Consider the following 25,251-nt stretch of genomic DNA (forward strand, 5'->3'; position numbering starts at 1 on the left):
GACGCCGGGCGGCGATCGGGCCACGGCGCCGAAGTCATGCGGGATTTACAGACTTCGAGCGGATGTCCCGCCGCGGTGCGGCCGGGCGAGTGCGCGGTGGCGCAGGCGGGGGTTTCGCCCGGGGTTGTGGTGGTGTGGTGCGGGGGTCCCGGTGGCCCCCCGCCCGCACCGGTGAAGGGAATTACCGCGTTTTCCGCCTCTTGCGGCGAATTCGACCCACTGGCCGAATCGATGTCCCTGGGCGCGAAAAGGGAGCGTCGTTATTGACCCGTGAGTAAGCCGAGGCTAGTTTCCGGTGCCCTCGCACCAGAGCGTTCCGCCGCACACCCCCCACCGTGCAGTCTCGCCGATCGTGCCGGAGCATCATGACCTCGCCTGTGCGCGCCCATGACCTCGTCCTGTGCCTCACCCCCTTCGGAGAACCCGACGCCGGTCTCACCGCCGCCGCCTGCGCCGCCGGCGCGCTCGGCATCCTCGACCTCGGCACCGGGGACCGAAGATCCCGAGAGGCGCTCACCCGGCTGAGCCGGGCCGCGCCGGGCCCCTTCGGGGTACGGGTGACCGGGCGCTGCGCGCTGCCGCCGGCCGAGGTCGGCGACGGCCCCGGCACCGTGGTCCTCACCGCCGACGCGGTCTGGCCCCGGTCCGAACTGCCCTCAGAAGTACGCGTGTTGGTGGAGGTCACGGACCTTCAGCAGGCGCGCGCGGCCCTGCGCGCCGGTGCCCAGGGGCTCATCGCCCGCGGCGCCGAGAGCGGCGGCCGGGTCGGCGAGCTGAGCACCTTCGTCCTGCTGCAACAGCTGCTGTCCGACCCGGCGTCGGGCCGCGTCCCGGTCTGGGCCTGCGGCGGCATCGGCCCGCGCACGGCGGCGGCCGCGGTGGCCGGCGGTGCCGCGGGGGTGGTCCTCGACAGCCAGCTGGCGCTGCTCGCCGAGTCGGGGCTGCCCGAGTCGGTCCGTTCGGTGCTGCGCTCCCTGGACGGCTCGGAGACCGTGGTGCTCGGCGGCCACCGGGTCCTGCGGCGCAGGGGACCGGACGCGCCGGGCCCGCCGGCCGACGACCCCGGGGCGGTCGCCTCCCTGCTGGGCGCCGACGACCGGTACGGCCGGCTGCTGCCGGTGGGCCAGGACGGTTCCCTCGCCGCCCGGTTCGCCCAACGGTACGGGGACGTACGACGCTCGGTGCGGGAGGTGTCGGCGGCCATGCTCGGGGCGGCCGGCGACGGCGCCGCCACGGCCCTGGGACCCGGGTCGGCCATGAGCCGGGCGCTCGGCACCCGGCTCCCGGTGGCTCAGGGGCCCATGACCCGGGTCAGTGACCAGGCGGGCTTCGCCGCGGCCGTCGCCGCCGACGGGGCGCTGCCGTTCCTCGCGCTGGCCCTCGCCGACGGCGAGCGGGCCCGGTCGATGCTCACCGAGGCGCGGGCCGTGCTGGACGGGCGGCCCTGGGGCGTGGGCGTGCTCGGCTTCGCCCCCGAGGAGATCAGGAACGCCCAGCTGGAGGCCGTACGGGAACTGCGGCCCACGCACGCCGTCATCGCGGGCGGACGGCCCGCCCAGGCCGAGACGCTGGAGCGGGCCGGGATCCACGCCTACCTGCACGTGCCGTCGCCGGGACTGCTGCGGCAGTTCCTGGACGCGGGGGCACGCCGGTTCGTGTTCGAGGGGTCCGAGTGCGGCGGGCACGTCGGACCCCGCGCCTCCTTCCCGCTCTGGGAGGCCCAACTGGCCGTGCTGGAGGACTTCCTGGCCGGCGCCGACGACCCGACGGCCCGCCGGCTGGAGGTGTTCTTCGCCGGCGGTGTCCACGACGAGCGGTCGGCGGCGATGGTCGCGGCCCTGGCCGCACCGCTCACCGCGCGGGGCGCCGCCGTCGGCGTGCTCATGGGCACCGCCTACCTGTTCACCGAGGAGGCCGTCGCGCACGGCGCCGTACGGCCCCTCTTCCAGCGGCAGGTGCTCACCGCCACCACGACCACGCTCCTCCGGACCGCCCCCGGCCACGCCACCCGCTGTGTCCCGAGCCCCTTCACCGGCGACTACCGGGCACGCGAGGCCGCGCTCCGGGAGCAGGGGCTGACCGACCGCGAGGTCTGGGAGAAGCTGGAGCGGCTCAACGTGGGCCGGCTGCGCATCGCCAGCAAGGGCGTCGAGCGCGGGGCCGACGGCGCGTTGGCGACCGTGGACGAGGAACGGCAGCTCGCGGACGGGATGTTCATGGCCGGCGAGGTCGCCGTGCTGCGCTCGGCGACCACCACCCTGGCGGACCTGCACCGCGCGGTGACCGACGGCGCCGCCGCGTTCCTGACGCGGTCGGCCGCCGAGGTCCGCACGCGGCAGACCGCCCACGCGCGCGTGCCCTCCGCCGTCGAGCCGGAGCCGCCCGCGCCGCTGGACGTCGCCGTCGTCGGCATGGCCTGCATGTTCCCCGGGGCCCCCGACCTCGCGACCTTCTGGACCAACATCGTCGGCGGCCGCGACTCCGTCACCGAGGTGCCGCCGGAACGCTGGGACCCGGCAGTGCACCACGCGGCCGGCAGCACGGCGTCCACGTGGGGCGGATTCCTGCCCCGCATCCCCTTCGACCCGCTGCGCTACGGCATCCCGCCCGCCTCCCTCGGCAGCATCGAACCCGTCCAGCTGCTGTCCCTGGAGGCGGCCCGCCGGGCGCTGGAGGACGCCGGGTACGGCGAACGGGGGCGGGCGTTCGACCGCGCGCGGACCTCGGTCGTCTTCGGCGCCGAGGCGGGCAGCGACCTGGCCAACGCCGTCACCCTGCGCGCCGTACTCCCGTCCTACTACGGCAAGGTGCCCGACGGCATCGAGGAACAACTGCCCCGGCTCACCGAGGACTCCTTCCCCGGCATGCTCGCCAACGTCATCTCCGGCCGGATCGCCAACCGGCTGGACCTCGGCGGCGCCAACTTCACCGTCGACGCCGCCTGCGCCTCCTCCCTCGCCGCTCTCGACGTGGCCTGCAAGGAACTCGTCGCCGGCACCAGCGACCTCGTGCTGTGCGGCGGCGCCGACCTGCACAACGGCATCAACGACTACGTGCTGTTCTCCTCCGTCCACGCGCTCTCGCCGACCGGGCGCTCCCGCGCCTTCGACGCCTCGGCCGACGGCATCGCCCTCGGCGAGGGCGTGGCCTGCGTGGTCCTCAAACGGCTCGCCGACGCCGAACGCGACGGCGACCGGATCTACGGCGTGGTCAAGGGCCTCGGCTCCGCGAGCGACGGCCGCTCGCTCGGCCTCACCGCGCCCCGCCCCGAAGGCCAGCGGGCGGCGCTGGAGCGCGCGTACCGCAACGCCGGTGTCTCGCCCGCGGACGTCGGCCTGGTCGAGGCGCACGGCACCGGCACGGTCGTCGGCGACCGCACCGAACTCGCCGTGCTCACCGAGGTGTTCACCGAAGCGGGCGCGGAGCACGGCCGCTGCGCCCTCGGCTCGGTCAAGTCGCAGATCGGGCACACCAAATGCGCCGCCGGGCTCGCGGGCCTCATCAAGACCGTCCTCGCGCTGCACACCGGCGTCACCCCGCCCACCCTGCACCTGGAGCGGCCCAACCCGGCCTGGACGGAGGACGGCAGCCCCTTCGCGTTCCACACCCGCGCCCGGCCCTGGACGGCACCGGCCGCCGAACGTCTCGCCGGGGTCAGCGCGTTCGGCTTCGGCGGCACCAACTTCCACGCCGTGCTGGCCGCTCACGCCGACGCCGTACCGCCCCGGCAGGCCCTGGACGCCTGGCCGGCCGAGCTGTTCCTCTTCCGCGGCCGGGACACCACGGCGGCCCACCGGCAGGCCGCGGAGCTCCTCCGGGCCGCCGAGGCCGACGGCCACCCCTGGCGCCTGCGCGACCTCGCCCTCGCCGCGGCCCACCGCGCCGACACCTCACACGAGCCGGTCCAGGCCGCACTCGTGGCCCACGACACCGAGGAACTCACGCGCCAACTCCGGCGGCTCCTCACCGGGGAGCACGATCCGGCCGCGGGCATCCATGTCGCCGATCCGGTGCCGGAGCCGGAGCACGCGGTGACGGAGCCGGAGGGGGAGGGCGCGGCGGACTCGGTGCCGGGGGTGGGCGCGGATCCGGTGGAGGGTGAGGCCGCGGATCCGGGGGAGGCTGAGGCCGCGGATCCGGTGGAGGGTGAGGTCGCGGATCCGGCGGAGGGTGAGGTCGCGGATCCGGGGGAGGGTGAGGTCGCGGATCCGGGGGAGGGTGAGGTCGCGGATCCGGCGGAGGGTGAGGTCGCGGATCCGGGGGAGGCTGAGGCCGCGGATCCGGTGCGGGACGGCGTGCCGGCCGGGGTGCGCGGCGGTGTCGTGGAGTCGGCGGTCGGCAGGAGCGCCGAGCCGGCCGTCGGCAGGGGCGCCGAGCCGGCCGTCGGCAGGGGCGCCGAGCCGGCCGTCGGCAGGGGTGCCGAGCCGGTCGACGGCAGGGGTGCCGAGCCGGTCGACCGCAGGGGCGCGGGTCCGGTGAGAAACGGCGTCGCCGGCTCGGTGGAGAGCACCGTCATCCGCTCACCATGGAGCGAGGGTGCCGATTCGGTGCCGGGCGCGGGCGCCGGGCTGGTTCGGGGTGAGGGTGCCGACTCGGTGCCGGGCAAGGTCGCCTTTCTGTTCCCCGGTCAGGGCAGTCAGCGTCCCGGGATGCTTGCCGAGCTCCTGGTGCATCTGCCTGAGCTGCGGTACTACCTGGAGCTCGGTCGCGGGCACGCCGACGCGGTCCACCCGCCCGCCGCCTTCGACGAGGCCGCGCGGGAGCTCCGGCGGGCCGCCCTCACCGACACCCGGGCCGCGCAGCCCGCCCTCGGCATCACGGGACTCGCCGCGCACGCCTTCCTCACCTCGGCCGGGGTCCATCCCGACCTGGCCGCCGGGCACAGCTACGGCGAGCTGGTCGCCCTTGCCGCGGCCGGCGCCCTCGACCCCGGGACGCTGCTCGAGCTGAGCGCCGAGCGGGCCGGCGCGATCCTGGCGGCGGCGGGCGACGACCCGGGCACCATGGCCGCCGTCGGCGCCCCCGCCGAGACCGTCGTACGCACCCTGCAGACGTCCGGCGCACCCGCCTCCGTGGTCGTCGCCAACCTCAACTCACCTGATCAAACCGTGATTTCAGGACCGACGGCGGATGTCGAGTCGGCCGTACGGATGCTGCGCGACGCCGGGCTCGGCGCGCGGCGCATCCCCGTGGCCTGTGCCTTCCACAGCCCGCTCGTGGCCGCCGCGGGGGAACGGTTCGCCAAGGTCCTCGGGGACAAGACGGTGCGCCCGCCCGAGTTCCCCGTCTGGGCCAACCGCACCGCCGCGCCCTATCCGCCCCGCCCCGACGAGGTGCGCGCCGAACTCGCCGCCCAGATCGGTGCCCCCGTCGCGTTCGCCGCCCAGATCGAGGCCATGTACGAGGCGGGCGCGCGCGTCTTCGTCGAGGCGGGCCCCGGCACGGTCCTCACCCGGCTCGTCGCCCGGATCCTCGGCGACCGCCCGCACCGCACGGTCGCCTGCGAACCCGACCCCGACAGCGGCCTGCGCGGCTGGCTCGACGCCCTCGCCCGCCTCGCCGTCGCCGGACAGCCGGTGCGCACCGCCTGGCTGCTGCGGGGCCGTGACGCCGTCGACGCGCTGCGCACCCCGGCACCGAAACGGCCCGGCTGGACGGTCGACGGACACCTCGTCCGCACCGCCGACGGAGCACTCCTTCCCGGTGCCCTCGCACCGGCCCGACGAGTCGTGGAGACGACCGTGACCACCGACCAGCCGTACGGCGCCCCCGCCGACAACCGGGACGCGCTCATCTCCGAATTCCTGCGCACCAGCCGGGAGATGATCGCCGCCCAGCGCGATGTCCTGCTCACCTACTTCGGTACCGCACCGGCACCGGGCGCGATGCCGCCGGCGCCCGTCCCGGCCGTACCGCTTCCGCAGGAGGTCGCACCAGAGGTCCCCGCGCTCGATGCCCAGTCGACCGAGCCGGACGGTGCGGCGCCGGTGACCGACGTGGAGCAGGTCGTCCTGGAGATCATCAGCGAACGCACCGGCTATCCCGTCGACATGATCGAGCCCGGCCTCGACCTGGAGGCCGACCTCAGCATCGACTCGATCAAGCGGGCCGAGATAGCGGGTGAGCTCGCTCAGCGGCTCGGCATCGCGGGCGGCGCCGACGTACTGGACGACGCCGCGCTGGAGGAGCTGACCAAGGCGCGTACGGCTGCCGCGGTGACGGCCTGGCTGACGGCGCGGGCGGGGACACCGTCTGGTGAGGCGGGGACAGAGCCCGGCGAGGCGGGGGCACAGTCCGGTGCGGCGGGCGGGCGGCAGCAGGAGCCTCGCGCCGACGGCCGGGCAGAGTACGTGGGGGAGCGGGCCGAGGAGGCCCTCGTCGGCGCGGCGGCCGGGCACCCCCGGGAACCGGCCGAAGCCGTGCACGCCCCCGCCCCCGTCCTCGGCGTTCCACCCCGGCGCTGCGAGCTGCGTCCGGTACCCCTCCCGGCCCCGGACCCTGTTGCCGCCGAGGACCAGGACCACGCCCTGTCCGGCCGGCGTTTCGCCCTCCTCGGGGACGGCGCGGGCGCGGCGGCGCAGGTCGCGGCGCGGCTCGCCGAGCACGGCGCCGAAGCCGTGATGCTCGACGCGAACCACCTCCTCACCGCGGCGGACGGCCCGGTGGACGACGTCGTGTACCTCGGCGCGCTGCCCGGCCCCGACCTCCCGGTGCTGCCGGACGCCTTCCCGGTGCTCCGCGCGGCGCTCGCGCGCGGCCCGCGCCGGCTGTTCGCCCTCCGGGCCGCCGACCGCACGGGCGCGCTGCGGGCGGCCGGGCTGGACGGCCTGTTCCGCGGCATCGGCTGCGAGTACCCGGATCTGCTGGCACGGGTCGTCGCCGTCGCCGACACCGCTCCGGCGGCCGTCACCGACGCCCTGCTCGCCGAGCTGCGGGCGCCCGGGCAGGCCCCTGTCGTCCTGCGTACGGCGGCCGGTGCCCGGCAGGGTCCCGAGCTCGTACCCGCCCCCTTGGGCCCGCTCGCGAGCACCGGCGCCGGGCCCGCGGGGGACGGCGCCGCCGAAGCGGCGGCACTCGGGCTCGACCGGGACTCCGTCGTGCTGCTGGTCGGCGGCGCCCGGGGCATCACCGCGCGGTTCGCGGCCGCGCTGGCCGGTGCCTGCCGGTGCCGTGTCGAGCTGCTGGGCCGTACGCCCGCGCCCACCGCGCCCGAGGCCCCGCACACCGCGGTCGCGCGCACCCCCGTCGAGCTGCGGGCGGCACTCGCCGCGGGACCGGGCGCGGCCGCCCCCGCCGAGATCAACACGGCCGCCGAACTGATCCTCGCCCAGCGGGAGATCACCACGACCCTCGCCGAACTCGGCGCACTCGGCAGCGAAGCACGCTACCGCTCGGTGGACTTCCGGGACCGGGACGCCGTACTGCGGGCGGTCAAGGAGATCCACGCCGAACACGGCCGTCTCGACGGGGTCGTCTTCGCCGCCGGTGTCATCGAGGACCGGCTCATCACCGACAAGACCGCCGAGTCCTTCCAGCGGGTCTACGGCACGAAGACGGCCGGAGCCGCGGCGCTGTTCGCCGCCCTGGACGACCTGCCGGGCGCGCCCGCGTTCACCGTGCTGTTCGGCAGCGTCGCCGCCGTGCTCGGCAACCGCGGCCAGGCCGACTACGCCGCCGCCAACGACGCCCTGGAGGCCCTCGGCGCCGACTGGGCCGCCCGGACGGGCGCGCGCACGCTGACCGTCCACTGGGGACCCTGGGCACCGTCCGCGACGCACGGCGGCATGGTAGGTGCCGAACTCGGCCGCGCGTACGCCCGGCGCGGGATCGAGCTGATCGACCCCGACGAGGGCACCGCGGCCCTGCTGCGGGAGCTCGCCTGGGGCGAACCGTCGGTCCGCGCCGTCGTCTACACCGCCTCGGGGACGCTGACATGACCGAACGTCAAGTCCCCGTCGCGGTCGTCGGGATGGCGGTGCTGCTGCCCGGCGCCCCCGGACTCGACGCCTACTGGCGGAACCTGCGCGACGGAGTCGACGCGATCGGCGAGGTCCCCGCGGGCCGGTGGGACGCCGACCACTACACGCCGGACTCGGCCACCGGACCCGCCGCGCCCGACCGGATCTACTGCCGGCGCGGCGGATTCGTGGACGGGCTCGCCGAGGTGGACGTCACCCGCTACGGCATCATGCCCGCCTCGGTGCCCGGCACCGAGCCCGACCAGCTGATCGCCCTCGACGTGGCCGCCGCCGCGCTCGCGGACGCCGGCGGCGAGGAACGGCTGCCCGAACGGCACCGGATCGGCGTGGCCCTGGGCCGCGGTGGCTATCTCACCCCCGGCCTGGTCCGCCTGGACCAGCGCGTACGCACGGCCGCACAGCTCACCCGCACCCTGAGTGAGCTGTTACCCGGCCTCTCCAGGGCCCAGCTCGGCCGCATCCGCACCGCGTTCACCGACCGGCTCGGCCCCGACAGCCCGGAGTCCGCGATCGGCCTGGTCCCCAACCTGGCCGCCTCGCGCATCGCCAACCGGCTCGACCTGCGCGGCCCCGCCTACACCGTGGACGCCGCCTGCGCCTCCTCCCTGGTCGCCGTGGACCAGGCGGTCACCGCACTCACCACCGGCCGCTGCGACCTGATGCTGGCCGGGGGAGTGCACCACTGCCACGACATCACGCTCTGGAGCGTCTTCGCGCAACTGCGCGCGCTCTCCCCGAGCCAGCGCATCCGCCCCTTCCACCGTGACGCCGACGGCATCCTCATCGGTGAGGGCACCGGCGTCGTCGTACTGAAGCGGCTGGCGGACGCCGAACGCGACGGTGACCGGGTGTACGCCGTGATCCGGGGCACCGGCGTGGCGAGCGACGGCCGTACCGCGGGACTGGTCGCACCGGACCCGGGCGGGCAGGCCAGAGCCGTACGCCAGGCCTGGCGGGCCGCCGGGCTCGACCCCGCCGCGCCGGACTCCATCGGCCTGCTGGAGGCGCACGGCACCGCCACCCCCGCCGGTGACACGACCGAACTCATCACCCTCGCCGAGGTGTTCGGGCCCGCCGGGGGCGAGGGCCGCCGTGCCGTCCTCGGCTCGGTGAAGTCGATGATCGGGCACACCATGCCGGCCGCCGGGGTCGCCGGGCTGGTCAAGGCCGCCCTCGCCCTCCACCACGGCACCCTCCTGCCCACCCTCCACTGCGACGACCCCCACCCCGCCCTCGCCGCCACCCGCTTCCGCACCCTGGCGCAGGCCCGGCCCTGGGAGACGGACGCCCGCCGCCCGGTCCGCCGGGCCGCCGTCAACGCGTTCGGCTTCGGCGGGATCAACGCCCATGTGGTGCTGGAGGAGGCACCGGGTTCCGGGTCCATGCCGGGGGAGAGCGGGCGCGCGCCTTCCGGCCGGGCGGGGGCAGCGCGTGCCCGTTCGGGGAGTGTGCAGCCAGGAGGTGCGTGTGCGCGATCGGGGGGTGCGGAGGCAGCAGGCGCTGGTTCGGGGGCGCAGGGCGGCGTGCCGGGAGGCTCGGCGGCGGACCGGGCGCCCGGTGTGCGCTCGGCGTCCGTTCCAGCGCAGGTCACCGAGCCCGAGCGGATCCTGCTGCTCGCCGCCGACGGCGAGACGGACCTCGCCGCGCTCCTCGGTGCCGACGACTCGGCCGTCCTCGCCGCCGGGCTCGACCCGGACCTGCCGCACCCCGGCGCCGGCCCCGTCCGGCTCGGCATCGTGGCCCCGACCGCCAAGCGGCTCGCCCTGGCCCGCCGAGCCGTCGCCAAGGGACGTGGCTGGCACGGCCGTGGCGATGTGTGGTTCCGGCCCGGCCCGCTGCTCGGCCCCGCCGGCGGCGGCAGGCTGGCGTTCGTCTTCCCGGGCCTGGAAGGCGACTTCACGCCCCGTACCGACGACATCGCCGCCCACTTCGGCCTCACCCCGCTGCCCGGCACGGACGTCCGGGTCGGTGACGTCGGCCGGCACGGTTTCGGGGTCGTCGGGGTCGGCCGCCTGCTGGACCGGGCGCTGCGCCGCATGGGCGTCGTACCGGACGCGGTCGCCGGGCACAGCGTCGGCGAGTGGACGGCCATGGCGGCGGGCGGGCTCTACGCGCCGGACCAGGTCGACGCGTTCATGGCCGGGTTCGACCCGGACACCGTCACCGTGCCCGGCCTCACCTTCGCCGCCCTCGGCACCTCGGCCGCGCACGTCCGCGCCGCGCTCGCCGCGTCCTGGGCGGACTCCGGGATCGTGCTCTCGCACGACAACGCGCCCCGCCAGTCCATGGTCTGCGGGCCCGGAGCCGCGGTCCAGGAGTTCGTACGGTCCCTGCGTGCGCGGGGCGTGATCTGCCAGGTGCTGCCCTTCCGCTCCGGCTTCCACACGCCGATGCTGCAGCCGTACCTCGCACCCATCGAGGAGGCCGCCGGCCGCTTCCGGCTCCATCCGCCGACGGTTCCGGTGTGGTCCGGGACGACCGGCGCGCCGTTCCCGCAGGCCGAAGCGGCGGTGCGCGAGCTGTTCGTACGGCATCTGCTGGAACCCGTCCGCTTCCGCGAGCTGACCGAGGCCCTGTACGCCGCCGGGCACCGCGCCTTCGTCCAGGTGGGCCCCGGCCGGCTCACCTCCCTGATCACCGACACCCTCGGCGACCGCGACCACCTGACCGTCGCCGCCAACGCCCCCGAGCGCAGCGGAATGTCCCAACTGCGCCGGGTGGCCGTGGCGTTGTGGGTCGCGGGGGCATCCGTGACACCGACGGTACGACCGCCTGCGGCAGTGACTTCCGCAGCAGCCGCGCCGCCGCGCACCGCAGCGGCTGCGCCTCCTTCCTCGCCCGGCACAGCAGCGACCGCGCCGGCTGCGCCGGGCCGCACTGTGACGACTGCGTCCGCTGCGCCGGCCCGCACCGCAACGACCACGCGGCCCCTGCCTCCCCATACGGCAGCGACCGCGTCGGCACGCCGCCGCCGGCCCGTTCGGCTCGACCTCGGCGGCGCCCTGGTCTCGCTGGACGGACCGGTACTCGACGCACTCCGCGCGGAACTGCGCTCCGGATTCCAGGCGGCGCAGCCCGTGCCTCCGGACGCCCCCGGGTTGCCTGCCGTTGAGCCCGCGCGGCCAGACGGCCCCGGCTTGCCTTCCGCCCATCCCGCGGCTACGAGCGGCCCCGGGCTGCCCGGCGTTCAGCCCGCGCCCACGGTCCACCAGGGATCGTCCGCCGCCCAGCCTGCGCCGGCGAGGGGCCCGCGAGCGCCCGCCGTGCACCCGGAGCCCGGTCACCGTTCGGTACGGCCCCCTGCCGCCCGCCCCGGGCCCGCATCCGGTCCGAGCGGCGCGGGGCTCGGTGAACTGGAAGGCCTCGCAGCGCACTTCCCGGCCGCCGCCGAGCTGACCGCGCTGCTGCGGGACACGGCGGACACCGCGGCCGAGCTGATCGCGGCGAGTGCCCGGCGCGACCGGAGAACCGCCACGACCGCAGCCACCACAGTGACCACGGCCCCGGCTGCTGCTGCCCCGTCCCCGCAGCCCGGCACGATCCCCACCCACCCCGCCCCAACTCCCCGGCCCGTCGCGGCTCCCGCCCCCATCACCCCCGCTCCCGTGCCCGCCACTCCTCCTGCGCGCCCTGGCCCCGCTCCCGTGCCCGCCACACCCTCCACGCGCCCAGCCACAGCGCCCAGACCCGCCACTCCTCCTGCGCGCCCTGCCCCCGCTCCCGTGCCCGCCTCACCCTCCACGCGCCCAGCCACAGCGCCCAGACCCGTCACGCCCCCGGCGCCCCCTGCCCCGCCCCCCGCTCGCACCGCGCCAGCCCCGCCTCCCGCACACACAACCCCAGCCCCAGCCCCAGCCCCAGCCCCCGCAGCCCCCGCCCCCGCCGCCCCGCCCCCGGCATCCACCGCTCCCGCCCTCGAACCCGTCACGACCACCCCCGCGCCGAACCCGACGACAACCACCCTCCACGTCTCCCCCCGCACCATGCCCCACCTCCTCGACCACTGCTTCTTCCGGCAACGCCCCGACTGGCCGGACATGGAGGACCGTTGGCCGGTCGTCCCGGCCACCACGATCGTGCGGCACATGATGGACGCGGCGGAGGCGGCGGTGCCGGGTCTGCGGGCGGTCGCCGTGCGGGAGGCCCGATTCGACCGCTGGCTCACCGCCGCGCCCCCCGTCGACGTACCGGTCACCGTCACCCCGGCCCCCGGCCACCCGGACCGCGTCACCGTCGCGTTCGGCCCTACGGCCCGCGCCACGGTCGAACTCGCCCGGCGCCACCCCGCACCACCTCCGCCCGGCCCCCTCCCGGACGGCCCCGAGCGCCGCCCCGAGCACACCGCGGCCCAGCTCTACCGGGACCGCTGGATGTTCCACGGCCCCGGCTTCCAGGGCCTGACCGACCTCACCGCGATCGGTGAGCGGCACATCCGGGGAGTGATCACCGCGCCCGCCGCCCCCGGCGCGCTGCTGGACAACGTGGGCCAGCTGCTCGGCTACTGGATCATGGCGACCGGCACCGAGCGGACCGTCGTCTTCCCCGTGCGGATGCGGCACCTGCGGTTCCACGGACCGCACCCGGCACCCGGCACGCAGGTGGGCTGCGTGCTGTGGATCACCTCGCTGACGGACATCGTCCTGGAGGCCGACGCGGAGCTCACCGTCGGCGGCCGGGTGTGGGCGGTGATCGGCGGCTGGCAGGACCGCCGCTTCGACAACGACCCCACCACCCGGCCCGTCGAACGCTTCCCGGAACGCAACACCCTCTCCCAGGCCATGCCCGGCGGCTGGACGCTGGTGCACGAGCGCTGGCCCGACCTCGCCTCCCGCGAGCTGATCATGCGCAACTCGCTCGGCGGGGCCGAACGGGCCGAGTACGCCACACGCCCGCCGCGCGGCCGCCGGCAGTGGCTGCTCGGCCGGATCGCCGCCAAGGACGCCGTACGGCAGTGGCTCTGGCGGCACGGCGAAGGACCCGTCTTCCCGGCGGAACTGCGGGTGCGCAACGACGAGTTGGGGCGGCCGTACGTCACCGGCGCCCACGGCCGTACCCCGCCCCCGCTGGACGTCTCGCTCGCCCACCGCGCCGAGGCGGCCGTGGCGATCGTCCGGCCGCACAGCCCGCGGCCCGGACCCGGCATCGACATCGAGGAGGTCACCGAGCGCGACCGGGCGACCCTCGCCACCGCGCTCGGCCCGGCCGAACTCCGCCTGCTGCGCGCCAGTGCCGCGGAGGGCGGGGAAGCCGTGTGGTTCACCCGGTTCTGGGCCGCCAAGGAGGCCGTGGCCAAGGCCGAGGGCGTCGGATTCGGCGGCCGGCCACGGGACTTCGCGGTGCTGGAGACCGCGCCGGACGGCAGCCGGCTGCTGGTCTCCGGCCGCCTGGAACGCGTCTACACCGTGCACTGCGCACCGGTGGCCAACCCGCCCGCCCTGCCGCGGCGCACCTACATGGTGGCCTGGACGACCGGGCCCGGCGCCGACGACGGACACATCCACGAAGCACCCGACGACGCAGCCGAGGAGTTCCCCCGATGAACCCCATCCAGCCGGCCCCGGCGCAGCCCACCGCCGACACCGTGCTCGCCGACCTCACCGGCATGCTCCGCACCGTGCTCGCGGAGTACGGCGACGACGACGTGGTCATCGGCCTGTCCACCACCTTCAACCGCGACCTGGAGCTGGAGAGCATCGACCTGGTCACCCTGGCCGGGCTGCTGGAGGAGCGCTACGGGCAGCGGGTCAACCTGGCCGAGTTCCTGGCGGGCATGGAGTTCGACGAGATCATCGAGCTGACCGTCGGCCGGCTCGTGGAGTACGTCGTCCGGAGCCTGAAGACCGCGCAGGCGGGCTGAGCCGTGGCGATGGCCGACGCCGGCGGGATCCGGTTGCACGTCCAGCGCACGGGCCCGGCCGACGGCCGCGTCCCGCACGCCACGGTCGTCCTGGTGCACGGGCTGCTCACCGACAGCCTGGCCAGCTACTACTTCACCGTCGCGCCCGCGTTCGCCGCGGCCGGCCTCGACGTGGTCATGTACGACCTGCGCGGCCACGGCCGCAGCGAGCGCCCGCCGCACGGCTACACCCTCGACCACAACATCGACGACCTGGAGGCCCTCCTGGACCGGCTGGCGGTCACCGGGCCCGTCCACCTCGTCGGCAACTCCTACGGCGGCACGATCGCCTTCGGCTTCGCCGCCCGGCACCCGGAGCGCACGGCCAGTCTGACGCTGATCGAGTCCGAGCCCGCGACCCCCGCCTGGGCGGCGAAACTCCGCCGCATCCTCGACCGGGTCACGACCGAACTCGCCCACAACGAGCCGGACGCGATCGCCTGGATCACCGCCCACCGCGGCCACAACACCGCCCGGCTGGCCAAGGGCGCGGCCCGGCTCGCCCGGGAGACCACCCTCGCCCGGGACATCCCCGCCAGCCGGGTGCTGACCGAGGCCGCGATCAGGGCCGTACGCTGCCCGGTCCTCGGCGTGTACGGCGGCGAGTCGGACCTCGTGGCGCTGGTGCCGCTGCTGCGGGTGCTGCTGACCGACTACCGGGCGGTGGTGCTGCCCGGGCACGAGCACTCGGTGCTGGTCGAGGCGCCGGCGGCCGTGGGCGGGCACGTCCTGGACCTGATCGGCGCCGGGGCGGGGGTGCGATGAGCGCCTTCCTCTTCGTGGTGCCGCCGCTGACCGGGCACATCAACCCCGCCGTCGGCGTCGCCGCCCGGCTGGCCGCCCACGGGCACCGGGTGGCCTGGGTGTGCCCGGACCCGGCGCTGGTCCGGCGGCTCGCGGGCGCGGACGCCGAGGTGTTCGGCTGCGCCGGCCCGGTGCCGGGCGCCGAGGGCGCCGTACGGCCGCCGGACCTGCGCGGCGCGGAGGCGCTGAAGTTCCTGTGGGAGTGGTATCTGCTGCCGCTCGCCGACGCCATGGCACCGGGGGTCCGGGCGGCGGCCGAGGCGTTCCGCCCGGACGTGGTGGTGGCCGACCAGCAGGCCTTCGCCGGCGCCCTGGTGGCCGAACGCCTCGGACTGCCCTGGGCCACCTCGGCCACCACCTCGGCGGAGTTCACCGGCGCCTACGACGGCCTGCCGAAGGTCGCCGACTGGCTGCGGGACCGGCTGACCGGGCTGCGCACCCGCATCGGCGACCCGTCGGGCACCGTGGACCCCCGCTCCTCCCCGCATCTCCTGCTGATCTTCAGCACACCCGAACTCATCGGCCCGCTCGCTCCGTTGGCGCCGCACATCCACTACGTCGGCCCCTCCCTCGCCGGCCGCCCGGCGGGCCCCGGCTTCCCCTGGGAACTGCTGGACCAGCCCCGGGCGAAGGTCCTGGTGACCCTGGGCACGGCGAACGCCGACGCGGGCGGCCGGTTCCTCGCCGAGTGCCTCACCGCGCTGCGGGAGCGTGCCGACCGGGTGCAGGCGGTGATCGCCGACCCGGGCGGCGCTCTCGCGGTGCCGCCCGGCGACAAGGACGTCCTGGTCCTTCCGTCCGTGCCCCAACTCGCCCTGCTGGAGCGGATGGACGCCGTCGTCTGCCATGCCGGACACAACACCGTGTGCGAGGCCCTGTGGCACGGCGTCCCGCTCGTCGTCGCGCCCATCCGCGACGACCAGCCCGTGGTGGCCGGACAGGTCGTGGACGCCGGGGCCGGTGTCCGGGTCCGCTTCGGCCGGGCCCGGGCGGACCGGCTGGGCGCGGCCCTCGACACCGTCCTCACCGATCCCGGCCACCGGGCCGCCGCCGCCCGGATCCGCACCGCGTTCCGCGCGGCGGGCGGCGCCCGGGCCGCGGCGGCCCACCTCGAACGACTCGCAGCGGAGGACCGATGACCGAGCCGATCGACAGCGGCGGCAGGCGATCCGGGGCGGACCGGATCGCCGCCCTGCGCCCCGCCTACCGGAGGGATCTGGCGGCCGGCACGGACCGGTTCTTCGCCGCCCGCCGCCCCGACTGCCCCTGGTGCGGCTCGGACCGGCTCCGCACCCGCCTGCGCACCACCGACCTGCTCCAGCACAAGCCCGGCCGCTTCACCCTGGACCGCTGCGCCGACTGCGGCCACGTCTTCCAGAATCCCCAACTGACCGCCGAGGGGCTGGAGTTCTACTACCGGGACTTCTACGACGGCCTCGGCGAACAGCGTATGAGCGGTACCTTCGGCGGCCGTGGCGCCATGTACCGGGCCCGCGCCGAGGCGATGCTCCCGCACGACCCCGCCCCGAAGACGTGGCTGGACGTCGGCACCGGCCACGGCCACTTCTGCGCGACCGCGCGCACCGTCCTGCCCGGGACCAGCTTCGACGGGCTCGACTTCACCGAGGGCGTCGACCTCGCCGCCCGCGAGGGCCGCGTGGACCACGCCCACCGCGGCGCCTTCCCCGATCTGGCCCTCGAACTCGCCGCCCGCTACGACGTGGTGAGCATGTTCCACTACCTGGAGCACAGCACCGACCCGGACCGCGAACTCCGCGCCGCCCACCAGGCCGTACACCCCGGCGGCCACCTCATCATCGAGGTGCCGGACCCGGAGAGCCGCTACGCCCGGCTGCTCGGCCGCTGGTGGCTGCCCTGGCTCCAGCCCCAGCACCTGCACTTCATGCCCGTCGCGGCCCTGAGGCGGCGGCTGACCGAGCGGGGCTTCACGGTGGTCGCCGAGCAGCACGCCGCGGCGCACGACCCGGTCGACCTGCTGGCCGCGGTCTGGCTGGCCCTCGACCACACTGCCCCGCGCGAGGACGCCCCCTGGCTGCCCGAGCCGCCCGGCGCCCTGCGCCGCGCCGCGCGCACCGCACTCCTCCTCGCGGGGGTGCCGGCGCTCCTCACGGCGACGCTCCTCGACCGGCTCGCGGTCCGTCCCCTGTCCCACCGCCTCGGCCTGTCCAACGCCTACCGCCTGGTGGCCCGCCGTGAGTGACCGGGACCCACCGCCCCGTGACTCTCCGCACCGCGGTGACTCTCCGCCCCGCGGTGACTCACAGCACCTTGGCGCGGATCAGCGCGGACAGCGTCAGGGTCCCCGGCAGCAGCGGCAGCCAGTCGGTCAGCACCCGGTAGCCGATGACCGTCGCGGTGGCCACCGCCGGTGCGGAGCCGAAGGCGACCAGCGTCCACACCAGCGCCGCGTCGACCGCGAACCCGCCCGGCGCCGGAACCGCCCCGACGGCCGTGCCCGCCGTGAGATAGGCGAGCACCACGTGCCCCCAGGACAGCCCCAGCCCGAGCGAGGCACCGACACAGGCCAGGGTGGTCCCCTGCACCAGCGGCATCGCGACCGCCCCGCCCCACAGCGCGGCCACCCGGCAGGGCCGCGCGTGCACCTCGCGTGCGTCGGCGAGGGCGGAACGCAGCAGCCCGGCCACCGGCCGCCTGACCGGTCGTACGACCGTCAGCAGCACCCCGGCCACCGCGACGGCCCCGCCCCCGACGGCCGCGACCGGAGCCACCAGCCGTCCGTCCGGGACCAGGTCCCCGAGGCGCCGCCAGGACGGCGACGCGGCGAGGAACACCAGCAGCACCACGGTCTTCGCACTGGACTTGGCCAGCGAGTACAGCCCGATCGACGCGGTGGCCCGGGCCGGCGGCACCCCGCGCCCCCGCAGAAAGCGCAGGGTGACGGCATGGGCGCCGAGCCCGCCCGGCAGCGCGTGGTTGGCGGCACCGGCCGCGAACTGCGAGGCCAGCAGCAGCCCCGGCGGCACCCGGTCGGGCAGGGCGCCCTGCCGGACGCACGCGGCCGCCACGCAGTTCAGGCAACTGAAACCGGCCGCGGCCAGCAGCCACCCCGGGTCGGCCGCGACCAGCCGCCGGACGCCCTCGTACAGCACCGGCCGGTTGGCGACGGCCCAGCCGGCCGCGAGCAGCAGGGGAGCCAGGCACAGGGTCAGCCGCAGGTGCCGGGCCGCGAGGGGGGACGCGGACCGGGTGGACGGGGGAGAGGCGAGCGGAGGAGACGAGAGCGGGGAGGACGAGAGCGAGGGGGACGAGAGCGAGGGGGAGGAAGACAGTGAGGACACGGGGACGTCGTCCTTCCGCGGCGGGTCCCGCGATGGGGACCTGGGGGAGGCGGGTCGGGCGATACCGCGGGGAGCCTTCCCCTCCCGCGTGACACGGGGATGTCCGAAAACCGAAGGCACGAGGTCGGGACGGTGCCGTCGGCGGGCCGGATCCGGCCGCCGTTCACCGCCGACCAGGTAGCCTTCCCTTGGGGCGCGCTTTGCATGCGGCGGCCCGGAAGGCAAGGACAGCGACAGGGGAGGATCCCGCCGGTGCACGTCCAGGAATGGCTCGACACGGTGCCCGCGGCCGCCGTCTACGCCGTGGTGGCCCTGGTGATCGGTCTGGAGAGCCTGGGCATCCCGCTTCCCGGAGAGATCATCCTGGTCTCCGCGGCGCTGATGTCCTCCCAGCACTCGGGCATCAATCCGGTTGTCCTCGGCGCGTGCGCGACCGCCGGCGCCGTGATCGGCGACTCCATCGGCTACGCGATCGGCCGCAAGGGGGGCCGGCCCCTGCTGGCCTGGCTCGGCAACAGGTTCCCGAAGCACTTCAGCGAGGGCCATGTGGCCACCGCCGAGCGGTCCTTCGAGAAGTGGGGCATGTGGGCCGTCTTCTTCGGCCGCTTCATCGCCCTCCTGCGCATCTTCGCCGGCCCGCTCGCGGGCGTCCTCCACATGCCGTACTGGAAGTTCCTGATCGCCAACGTCCTCGGCGGCATCTGCTGGGCCGGCGGCACCACGGCCGCCGTCTACTACGTCGGCGTGGTCGCCGAGGGCTGGCTGAAGAAGTTCTCCTACGTCGGCCTGGCCGCGGCGGTGGTGCTGGGCCTCGCCACCATGCTGATCATCAAGCGCAAGGCGAAGAAGGCCCAGCAGCAGCACGAGCGAGACGCGGAGCCTGTCAGCGCCGGCGAGTGACCCACCGGCCTACGGGTGCACATCCTTGTGCGCCTTCGCCAACTCCGCGTACATGGTGCCGTTGAGGGTGACCCCCTGCCGCTCCTCCTCGGTCAGCTCCCGCCGCACCTTCGCCGGCACCCCAGCCACCAACGACCCGGGCGGCACCACCATCCCCTGCGGCACCAGCGCCTGAGCGGCAACGAGCGACCCGGCCCCGATCACAGCCCCGTTCAGCACGGTCGCCCCCATCCCGATGAGGCAGTCGTCCTCCACGGTCGCCCCGTGCACCACGGCGTTGTGCCCGATGGACACCCGCTCACCCACGCTCACCGGGAACCCGGGATCCGCGTGCAGCGTGACGTTGTCCTGCACATTCGCCTGCGCCCCCACGGTGATCCTCTCGACGTCGCCGCGCACCACGGCCCCGTACCAGACACTGGCCCCCGCGTGGAGGGTCACGTCCCCGATCACGGATGCGGTCGGCGCCACGAACGCCTCGGGATCCACCTGCGGCTCCCTGCCCCCGATGCCCACGATCAGCGCCTGCTGTGTCATCACCGTCTCCTCGCATCCGTACGTACCCCGGCACGGTACGACACGGCGTGGGGCAAAGATCACAGCAGCCCGCCCTCTCCCCGAAGGCAACCGCTGAGTAACGTGACCCCGTGCCGAAGCGCAAGAACACGTTCTCATCCTGGAGGCAGGGCCTCGCCCAGCGTGCCGTACACGCGGCCTGGGCCTGGGCCCAGCGCACCGGCTCCGTCACCGCCGATCACCCCGGCCGCCTGAAGTTCGGCGCGATCGGCGAAGCCACACGGCTCGCGTTCCCGCTCGGCACGGTGTTCGGCGAGCCCTGGATCCACCTCGGCTCCCACTGCATCATCGGCGAACAGGTCACGCTGACCGCCGGCCTGATGCCGGACCTGGACCTCGGCCCGGACCCGATCCTGCGCATCGGCGACGGCGTGGTCCTCGGCCGCGGCAGCCATGTCATCGCGGACACGACGGTCACCATCGGCAGCGACTGCTACTTCGGCCCGTACGTCTACGTCACCTCCACCAACCACTCCTACGACGACCCGCACCAGCCCATCGGCAGGCAGTGGCCGCGGATGGAGCCGGTGGAGATCGGCCCGGGCTGCTGGATCGGCACCGGCGCGGTGATCCTGCCGGGCGCGCGGATCGGCCGGAACGTGGTCGTCGCGGCCGGGGCGGTCGTACGGGGCACGGTGCCGGACCATGCCGTGGTGGCCGGGGCGCCCGCCCGGGTCGTCCGGCGCTGGACGGCCGAGCAGGGCTGGCAGCCGCCGCTCAGGACGCCGGCCCCGGTGCCCATCCCGGAAGGGACGACGCCGGAGCAGCTACGGGCGCTCGCGGAACTGGACGAGGACGGGGTGGCCCGGCTCGCGGAACTGGACGAGGACGCGGTGGCCCGGCTCGCGGAGCTCGAGCCCGAGGGCTGACCGGCTCCCGGTGGTCGGCGGTGGTGGTTCAGCCGGTCGCCAGCAACAGCGTGCCGAGCAGCGCCAGCCCCGCGCCCGCCGCCTGGATCGCCCGCAGCCGCTCGCTGAGGAAGCCGCGCGCGGCCAGCGCCGTCACCACCGGGTACAGCGAGGCGAGGACGGCCGCCACGGTGACCGGGCCGTGCTGGGCGGCGACCGCGTAGGTGCCGTTGGCCGCCACGTCGGCGAGCCCGACGAACGCCAGCGCGGGCAGCGACGCCCAGGGGAAGCCGCCCTCCGGCACCGCCCGGCCGCCCCGCCGTACGGAGACGGCGAGCGCGGTCCCGCCGGCCGCGACGTTCGTCAGCCGCTGCACGAACAGGGCGAGGAACAGGCCGGTGACGGTGGTCGAAGCCTCCGTGATCAGGGCGAAGACCGTGCCGAAACCCAGCGCCGCGACCAGCGTGAGCAGGATCGTGCGCCGCTGGACGGGCGCCCCGCGCAGCTGCGGACCGCCCGCGAGGACGACACCGGTGACGGCGACCGCGATGCCCGCGACCTGGAGCAGCCCGGGCCGCTCGCCGAGGACCAGGCCCACCCCGACCGGCACGGCCACGCTCAGCGTCGCTAGCGGCGAGACGACCCCCATGGGGCCGAGCGCGAGCGCCTTGTAGAAGGAGAGCAGGGCCACCGGACCCACCAGGCCGGCGGCGAACGCGAACCACAGGCGGGGTCCGGCCTCGCTCCATCCGCCGGTCGCGACGACGATCACGCCGAGGACCGCCGCCGCGATGGCCTGTGAGACGACCACCACCGTCAGCGCGGGCGTACGCCGGGTCAGCAGTCCGCCGCCGAAGTCGGCCAGCCCCCACAGGAGGCTGGTGGTCAGGGCGAAGAATGCTGTCACGGCCGGCCTCGCAGTACAGTTCGATGAACGATCGGGTACACCCCACCGTAGTTCAGTCAAGTGAACTCTGTCATCCCATATAGTGAACCCCGGGGCTCCCAGGACTCCCGGGCCTCCCCTCGATGGACGTGATGTGTCGGACCTCGACCTGCTGACCCAGTCCCTGGCGCGCAACGTCAAACGCTGGCGCACCGAGCGCGGCTTCACCCTGGACGCGCTCGCCGCCCGCGCGGGCGTCAGCCGCGGCATGCTCATCCAGATCGAGCAGGCCCGGACGAACCCCAGCATCGGCACGGTCGTCAAGATCGGCGACGCCCTCGGCATCAGCATCACCACCCTGCTCGACTACGAACAGGGCCCCACCGTCCGCATCGTCCCCGCCGAGCAGGCCGTACGGCTCTGGCACACGGAGGCCGGCAGCTACAACCGCCTCCTCGCCGGCACGGAGGCGCCCGGGCCGCTGGAGATGTGGGACTGGCGGCTGATGCCCGGCGAGCGGAGCCCCTCCGAGCCGCACCCGGTGGGCACGGTGGAGCTCGTCCACGTCACCGCCGGTGAACTGACCCTCACCGTGGACGGCGTGCAGCACCTGGTGCCGACCGGCGCGAGCGCCACGTTCGAGGCGAGCACCTCACACACCTACGGCAACGAGGGCGACGTACCGATGGAGATGGTGATGGCCGTCTCGGTGCCGCCCGTGCGCTGAACCGTACCGCGGCGGTCCGGGACGGGGGCGGTGGCGTCTTCGTGGAGCACTACGGCCGCGACCTGCTGGAGCGGTCGGCGAACCGCGTGCTCGTCGCGGGCCAGCGGGGCCGTGAGACCACGCCGGCCGCGTGCGTGGTGCTCTCCACCACCCGGGTCGACGCCAACGGCGTGGCGCGCCGCCAACCCGGCGCCCGCAAGGCCTCGTTCGCCTCGATGGAGACGGCGACCGGCGAGACCGGCATGGAGTACGGCGGCATCACCCCGGTCGGACCGCCCGCCGGCTGGCCGGTGCTGAGCGACTCGGCCGTGGTCGACCTGCCCTACGTCCTCGTCAGTAGGCGGTCGCGGTGCCGAGGTACTGCTCGGCGAAGGCCGCCGCGGCGGTCGGTGAGGTGAACAGCCGGCGCAGCCGGGCCAGGGTGGTGCCGGCGCGGAACGGGTCGCCGGACGCGACACCGTGGTAGATGTCCGACAGCCATTGCGAGAACTCCTGGTAGTCCCACACCCGGCGCAGACAGGCCGCCGAGTATCCGTCCAGGCCGCTGCCGTCGCCCTTGGTGACACAGGCCGCGAGCGCGTCGCCGAGCAGGAAGGCGTCGTGGAGGGCGAGGTTCATGCCCTTCGCGGCGATGGGCGCGACCAGATGACCGGCGTCCCCGGCCAGGAACAGCCGCCCGTGGGCGAGGGGTTCGACGACGTAGTGGTGCATGTCCAGCACGCGCTTCTCGACCAGCCGGCCCTCGGTGAGCGGGGGCGCCCCGGCCGCGCCGAGCCGCTCGCGCAGCTCGGTCCAGACCCTGTCGTGCGGCCAGTTCCCCGGATCGTCGCCGGGCGGGCACTGGAGGTAGAACCGGGTCAGCTCCGGGCCGCGGGGCATCTGGCCGGCGAAACCGCGCGGATGGACGCCGAACAGCACACAGTCCGTGGAGGGCGGGACCTCCGCCAGCAGCGCCAGCCAGCCGATGCCGTCGTCCTGCCGCGCGATCCGCCTGGCGTGCGCGGGTATCGCGTCCCGCGTCACGCCGCGCGCCCCGTCGCAGCCCGCGACGAAGTCGCAGCGCAGCAGGCGCCGTTCACCCGTCCGAGGGCACCGGTACGACACCGCCGGCCGGTCCGAGTCCAGGTCGTGCAGCATGACGTCGCGGACGCCGAAGCGGATCTCGCCGCCGCGTACGTCGGCGTACTCCCGTACGAGGTCCGTCACCAGCAAGGGCTGCGGGTAGACGTAGTGCCGGCTGCCGGTCAGCTCGGCGTACGGGAAGCGGTACCGCTCGCCGTCGAAGCGGAACTCGCAGGCGCTGTGGGCCTCGGCCCGCTCCGGCAGCCGTTCGGACAATCCACGCCGGCCGAGTTCGCGCACCGCCCACTCCTCGATGACGCCGGCCCTGGGCCGGGTCTCGATGAACTGCCTGCTCTCGGTCTCCAGGACGACACAGTCGACGGAGGCGGCCCGCAGGATGCCGCCGACGGTGAGCCCGGCCGGCCCCGCGCCCACGACGACGACCGTACGGCGTTCCTCCGGCCCGGATTCGAGATGCGCGGAGTCGAGGTGGGGGGAGTCGAGGTGGGGGGAGTCGAGGTGGGGGGAAGGGGAGATCATCCCCGCATTATGACGGTGTCCCGTCAGCCGCGACGCGGCCGACGGGACACCGGGGCAGGAGTGGGGTCAGTGCGCCGGGGCGTCGGTGACCACGACCTCCTCGATGTCGCGCTCGATCTGCTCGGGCTTGGAGGCGGTCGCCTTGGCCCAGTAGTAGATGCCGAGCGAGAACACCGCGACGACCAGGATGTCCCACCACAGCGGCAGGTCACCGTTACCACCGAAGGTGCTCAGGTACGAGATCACGCCGATGCCCGCCAGGTAGGGCAGCAGCCACTGCGCGGCCTTGAAGTCCAGCCGCGGCGCGTTGGGCAGGTTCTTGCTGATCGCGTAGGCGGCGTACGAACCGAGGAGCACGTAGCCGATCAGGATCGCGAAGCCCAGGCGCCACAGGGTGTCCCAGCCGGACCAGAAGATGATCAGGTTGGCGACCACGAAGGACAGCGGGGAGATGATGTTGCCCGCGGGCAGCTTGTACGGACGCTCGTGGTTCGGCAGCCGGTCCTTGAAGACGCCGTAGGCCAGCGGAGCACCCGCGTACATCAGCACGCTCGCCGAGGTGATGAAGCTGACCAGCGTCTGCCAGCTCGGGAACGGCAGGAAGCAGATCACACCGGTGACGAACGAGACCGCGAGGCCGAACCACGGCACACCGCGCTTGTCCGTCTTGGCGAAGACCTTCGGCGCGTAGCCGTTCTTGGCCAGGCCGTAGGAGATGCGCGAGGTGGCGGTGGTGTAGATCAGGCCGGTGCCGCCGGGGGAGATGATCGCGTCGGCGTACAGGACCCAGGCCAGCCAGCCCAGACCGCACAGCGTGGCGAGACCCGCCCAGGGGCCGCTGATGCCGGTGTAGTTCAGGTTCGCCCAGCCCTTGGCGAAGGAGGCGTGCGGCAGGGCGGCGATGAACACGACCTGGAGCAGCAGGTAGATCGTGGCGCCGATCGCGACCGAGCCGAGCGTCGCGCGCGGCAGGTCACGCTTCGGGTTGCGGCTCTCGCCGGCCAGCTGGATCGCCTGCTCGAAGCCGAGCAGGGCGAAGATGATGCCGCTGGAGCTGATCGCGCCGAGAACGCCCGCGGCGCCCTTCGGTGCGAAGCCCTCGGACGTGAAGTTGCCCGGGTGGAAGTTGCCGATCGCGATGATGAAGATCGCCGCGAGCGGGACCGCGATCTTCCACCAGGTGGCGGCGCTGTTGGTGTGCGCCAGGACACGCACGCCGAGGAAGTTGACCGCGACGAACACGGCCATGAGCAGCACCGCGACGACGATGCCGCTGGCCGTGAGGGTGCCGTTGGCGTTCTGGAACCCGTCGGCAAAGTGCCAGTGCTTGGCGTAGCCGATCATGGCCTCGACCTCGATCGGGGCCACGGTCGCGGCTTGCAGCCAGGAGAACCAGCCGAAGGACATACCGGCCAGGCCGCCGAAGGCGTAGTGCGGGTAGCGGGCGGTGCCACCCGCCACCGGGAACATGCCGCCGAGTTCGGCGTGGACGAGGGCGAGCAGCACGATCGCCACCGTCCCGATCACCCACGAGATGATCGCGGCGGGGCCGGCCGCCACCACGGCCTTCTCGGCGCCGAAGAGCCAGCCGGAGCCGATGATGGAACCCACCGAAGCCCACATCAGGCCGATGAGTCCCACATCGCGGCGCAGGCCGCCGCCGGTGTCGCTTGTGGCTACCGGCGTAGCAGCCTGGTCGACATTCGCCATGTC

The 25,251-nt window shown here is 74.9% G+C and carries 15 protein-coding genes; 10 read left to right on the forward strand and 5 right to left on the reverse strand.

Features of this window, described 5'->3' with window-relative positions; translation table 11 throughout:
• Positions 1-365: 365 nt before the first annotated feature.
• Genes ABB07_RS41105 through ABB07_RS32780 form a run of 6 tightly spaced genes read left to right on the forward strand, consistent with a single transcriptional unit; the run spans position 366 to position 16,900 of the window.
• Entirely contained in the window at positions 366-7,937 is a 7,572-nt protein-coding gene (locus ABB07_RS41105) for a type I polyketide synthase (RefSeq protein WP_244189586.1), read from the forward strand.
• Positions 7,934-13,519, forward strand: a complete 5,586-nt coding sequence (locus ABB07_RS41110; protein ID WP_244189587.1) for a type I polyketide synthase — start codon at positions 7,934-7,936, stop codon at positions 13,517-13,519. Before ABB07_RS41105 ends, ABB07_RS41110 begins: the two co-directional genes overlap by 4 nt.
• The gene (locus ABB07_RS32765; protein WP_208902099.1) at positions 13,516-13,836 is read left to right on the forward strand and encodes an acyl carrier protein; all 321 of its coding nucleotides are present in this window, start codon (positions 13,516-13,518) and stop codon (positions 13,834-13,836) included. Before ABB07_RS41110 ends, ABB07_RS32765 begins: the two co-directional genes overlap by 4 nt.
• Before the next feature lie 9 nt (positions 13,837-13,845).
• Positions 13,846-14,640 (forward strand): alpha/beta fold hydrolase, encoded by a 795-nt coding sequence (locus ABB07_RS32770; RefSeq protein ID WP_208903714.1) that lies wholly within the window; start codon positions 13,846-13,848, stop codon positions 14,638-14,640.
• Positions 14,637-15,818, forward strand: a complete 1,182-nt coding sequence (locus ABB07_RS32775; RefSeq protein ID WP_208902100.1) for a glycosyltransferase — start codon at positions 14,637-14,639, stop codon at positions 15,816-15,818. The genes ABB07_RS32770 and ABB07_RS32775 overlap by 4 nt, the downstream gene beginning before the upstream one ends.
• Positions 15,815-16,900, forward strand: coding sequence for a class I SAM-dependent methyltransferase (locus tag ABB07_RS32780; protein ID WP_208902101.1), 1,086 nt, complete (start codon positions 15,815-15,817; stop codon positions 16,898-16,900). The genes ABB07_RS32775 and ABB07_RS32780 overlap by 4 nt, the downstream gene beginning before the upstream one ends.
• A 58-nt stretch (positions 16,901-16,958) precedes the next feature.
• On the opposite strand, the gene ABB07_RS32785 is transcribed toward ABB07_RS32780, so the two are convergent.
• The gene (locus ABB07_RS32785) at positions 16,959-17,999 is read right to left on the reverse strand and encodes a lysylphosphatidylglycerol synthase transmembrane domain-containing protein (protein WP_208902102.1); all 1,041 of its coding nucleotides are present in this window, start codon (positions 17,997-17,999) and stop codon (positions 16,959-16,961) included.
• Between the two features lie 252 nt (positions 18,000-18,251).
• On the opposite strand from ABB07_RS32785, the gene ABB07_RS32790 reads away from it, so the two are divergent.
• Positions 18,252-18,899, forward strand: coding sequence for a DedA family protein (locus tag ABB07_RS32790; protein ID WP_208902103.1), 648 nt, complete (start codon positions 18,252-18,254; stop codon positions 18,897-18,899).
• 9 nt (positions 18,900-18,908) lie between these two features.
• Here the strand turns inward: ABB07_RS32790 and ABB07_RS32795 are convergent, their stop codons facing one another.
• Positions 18,909-19,436, reverse strand: a complete 528-nt coding sequence (locus ABB07_RS32795) for a gamma carbonic anhydrase family protein (RefSeq protein WP_208902104.1) — start codon at positions 19,434-19,436, stop codon at positions 18,909-18,911.
• A 110-nt stretch (positions 19,437-19,546) separates the two neighbouring features.
• On the opposite strand from ABB07_RS32795, the gene ABB07_RS32800 reads away from it, so the two are divergent.
• A complete protein-coding gene (locus ABB07_RS32800; protein ID WP_208902105.1) occupies positions 19,547-20,344 on the forward strand; it encodes an acyltransferase in 798 nt (265 codons plus the stop codon).
• Positions 20,345-20,372: 28 nt separating this feature from the next.
• Here ABB07_RS32800 and ABB07_RS32805 read toward each other — a convergent pair whose 3' ends face one another.
• Positions 20,373-21,230, reverse strand: coding sequence for an EamA family transporter (locus ABB07_RS32805; protein ID WP_208902106.1), 858 nt, complete (start codon positions 21,228-21,230; stop codon positions 20,373-20,375).
• Positions 21,231-21,363: 133 nt separating this feature from the next.
• Between ABB07_RS32805 and ABB07_RS32810 the strand changes: the two genes are divergently transcribed.
• Both ABB07_RS32810 and ABB07_RS32815 read left to right on the forward strand, forming a co-directional pair.
• A complete protein-coding gene (locus tag ABB07_RS32810) occupies positions 21,364-21,936 on the forward strand; it encodes a helix-turn-helix domain-containing protein (protein WP_208902107.1) in 573 nt (190 codons plus the stop codon).
• Positions 21,933-22,334, forward strand: a complete 402-nt coding sequence (locus tag ABB07_RS32815; RefSeq protein ID WP_208903715.1) for a YbaK/EbsC family protein — start codon at positions 21,933-21,935, stop codon at positions 22,332-22,334. Before ABB07_RS32810 ends, ABB07_RS32815 begins: the two co-directional genes overlap by 4 nt.
• Here ABB07_RS32815 and ABB07_RS32820 read toward each other — a convergent pair.
• Both ABB07_RS32820 and ABB07_RS32825 read right to left on the reverse strand, forming a co-directional pair.
• Positions 22,270-23,538, reverse strand: coding sequence for a 4-hydroxybenzoate 3-monooxygenase (locus ABB07_RS32820; RefSeq protein ID WP_208902108.1), 1,269 nt, complete (start codon positions 23,536-23,538; stop codon positions 22,270-22,272). The two genes, ABB07_RS32815 and ABB07_RS32820, sit on opposite strands and share 65 nt — an antisense overlap.
• Before the next feature lie 66 nt (positions 23,539-23,604).
• Entirely contained in the window at positions 23,605-25,248 is a 1,644-nt protein-coding gene (locus ABB07_RS32825; protein WP_208902109.1) for an APC family permease, read from the reverse strand.
• Between the last annotated feature and the right edge of the window lie 3 nt (positions 25,249-25,251).

Source organism: Streptomyces incarnatus (genome assembly GCF_001027185.1).
Lineage (GTDB): Bacteria > Actinomycetota > Actinomycetes > Streptomycetales > Streptomycetaceae > Streptomyces > Streptomyces puniciscabiei.

Bases quoted from the DNA above. Each gene is read 5' to 3' on its own strand.
- ABB07_RS32825 (WP_208902109.1), bottom strand. From the start codon at position 25,248: ATGGCGAATGTCGACCAGGCTGCTACGCCGGTAGCCACAAGCGACACC.
- ABB07_RS32780 (WP_208902101.1), top strand. From the start codon at position 15,815: ATGACCGAGCCGATCGACAGCGGCGGCAGGCGATCCGGGGCGGACCGG.
- ABB07_RS32770 (WP_208903714.1), top strand. From the start codon at position 13,846: ATGGCCGACGCCGGCGGGATCCGGTTGCACGTCCAGCGCACGGGCCCG.
- ABB07_RS41110 (WP_244189587.1), top strand. From the start codon at position 7,934: ATGACCGAACGTCAAGTCCCCGTCGCGGTCGTCGGGATGGCGGTGCTG.
- ABB07_RS32795 (WP_208902104.1), bottom strand. From the start codon at position 19,436: ATGACACAGCAGGCGCTGATCGTGGGCATCGGGGGCAGGGAGCCGCAG.
- ABB07_RS32820 (WP_208902108.1), bottom strand. From the start codon at position 23,538: ATGATCTCCCCTTCCCCCCACCTCGACTCCCCCCACCTCGACTCCCCC.
- ABB07_RS32765 (WP_208902099.1), top strand. From the start codon at position 13,516: ATGAACCCCATCCAGCCGGCCCCGGCGCAGCCCACCGCCGACACCGTG.
- ABB07_RS32775 (WP_208902100.1), top strand. From the start codon at position 14,637: ATGAGCGCCTTCCTCTTCGTGGTGCCGCCGCTGACCGGGCACATCAAC.
- ABB07_RS41105 (WP_244189586.1), top strand. From the start codon at position 366: ATGACCTCGCCTGTGCGCGCCCATGACCTCGTCCTGTGCCTCACCCCC.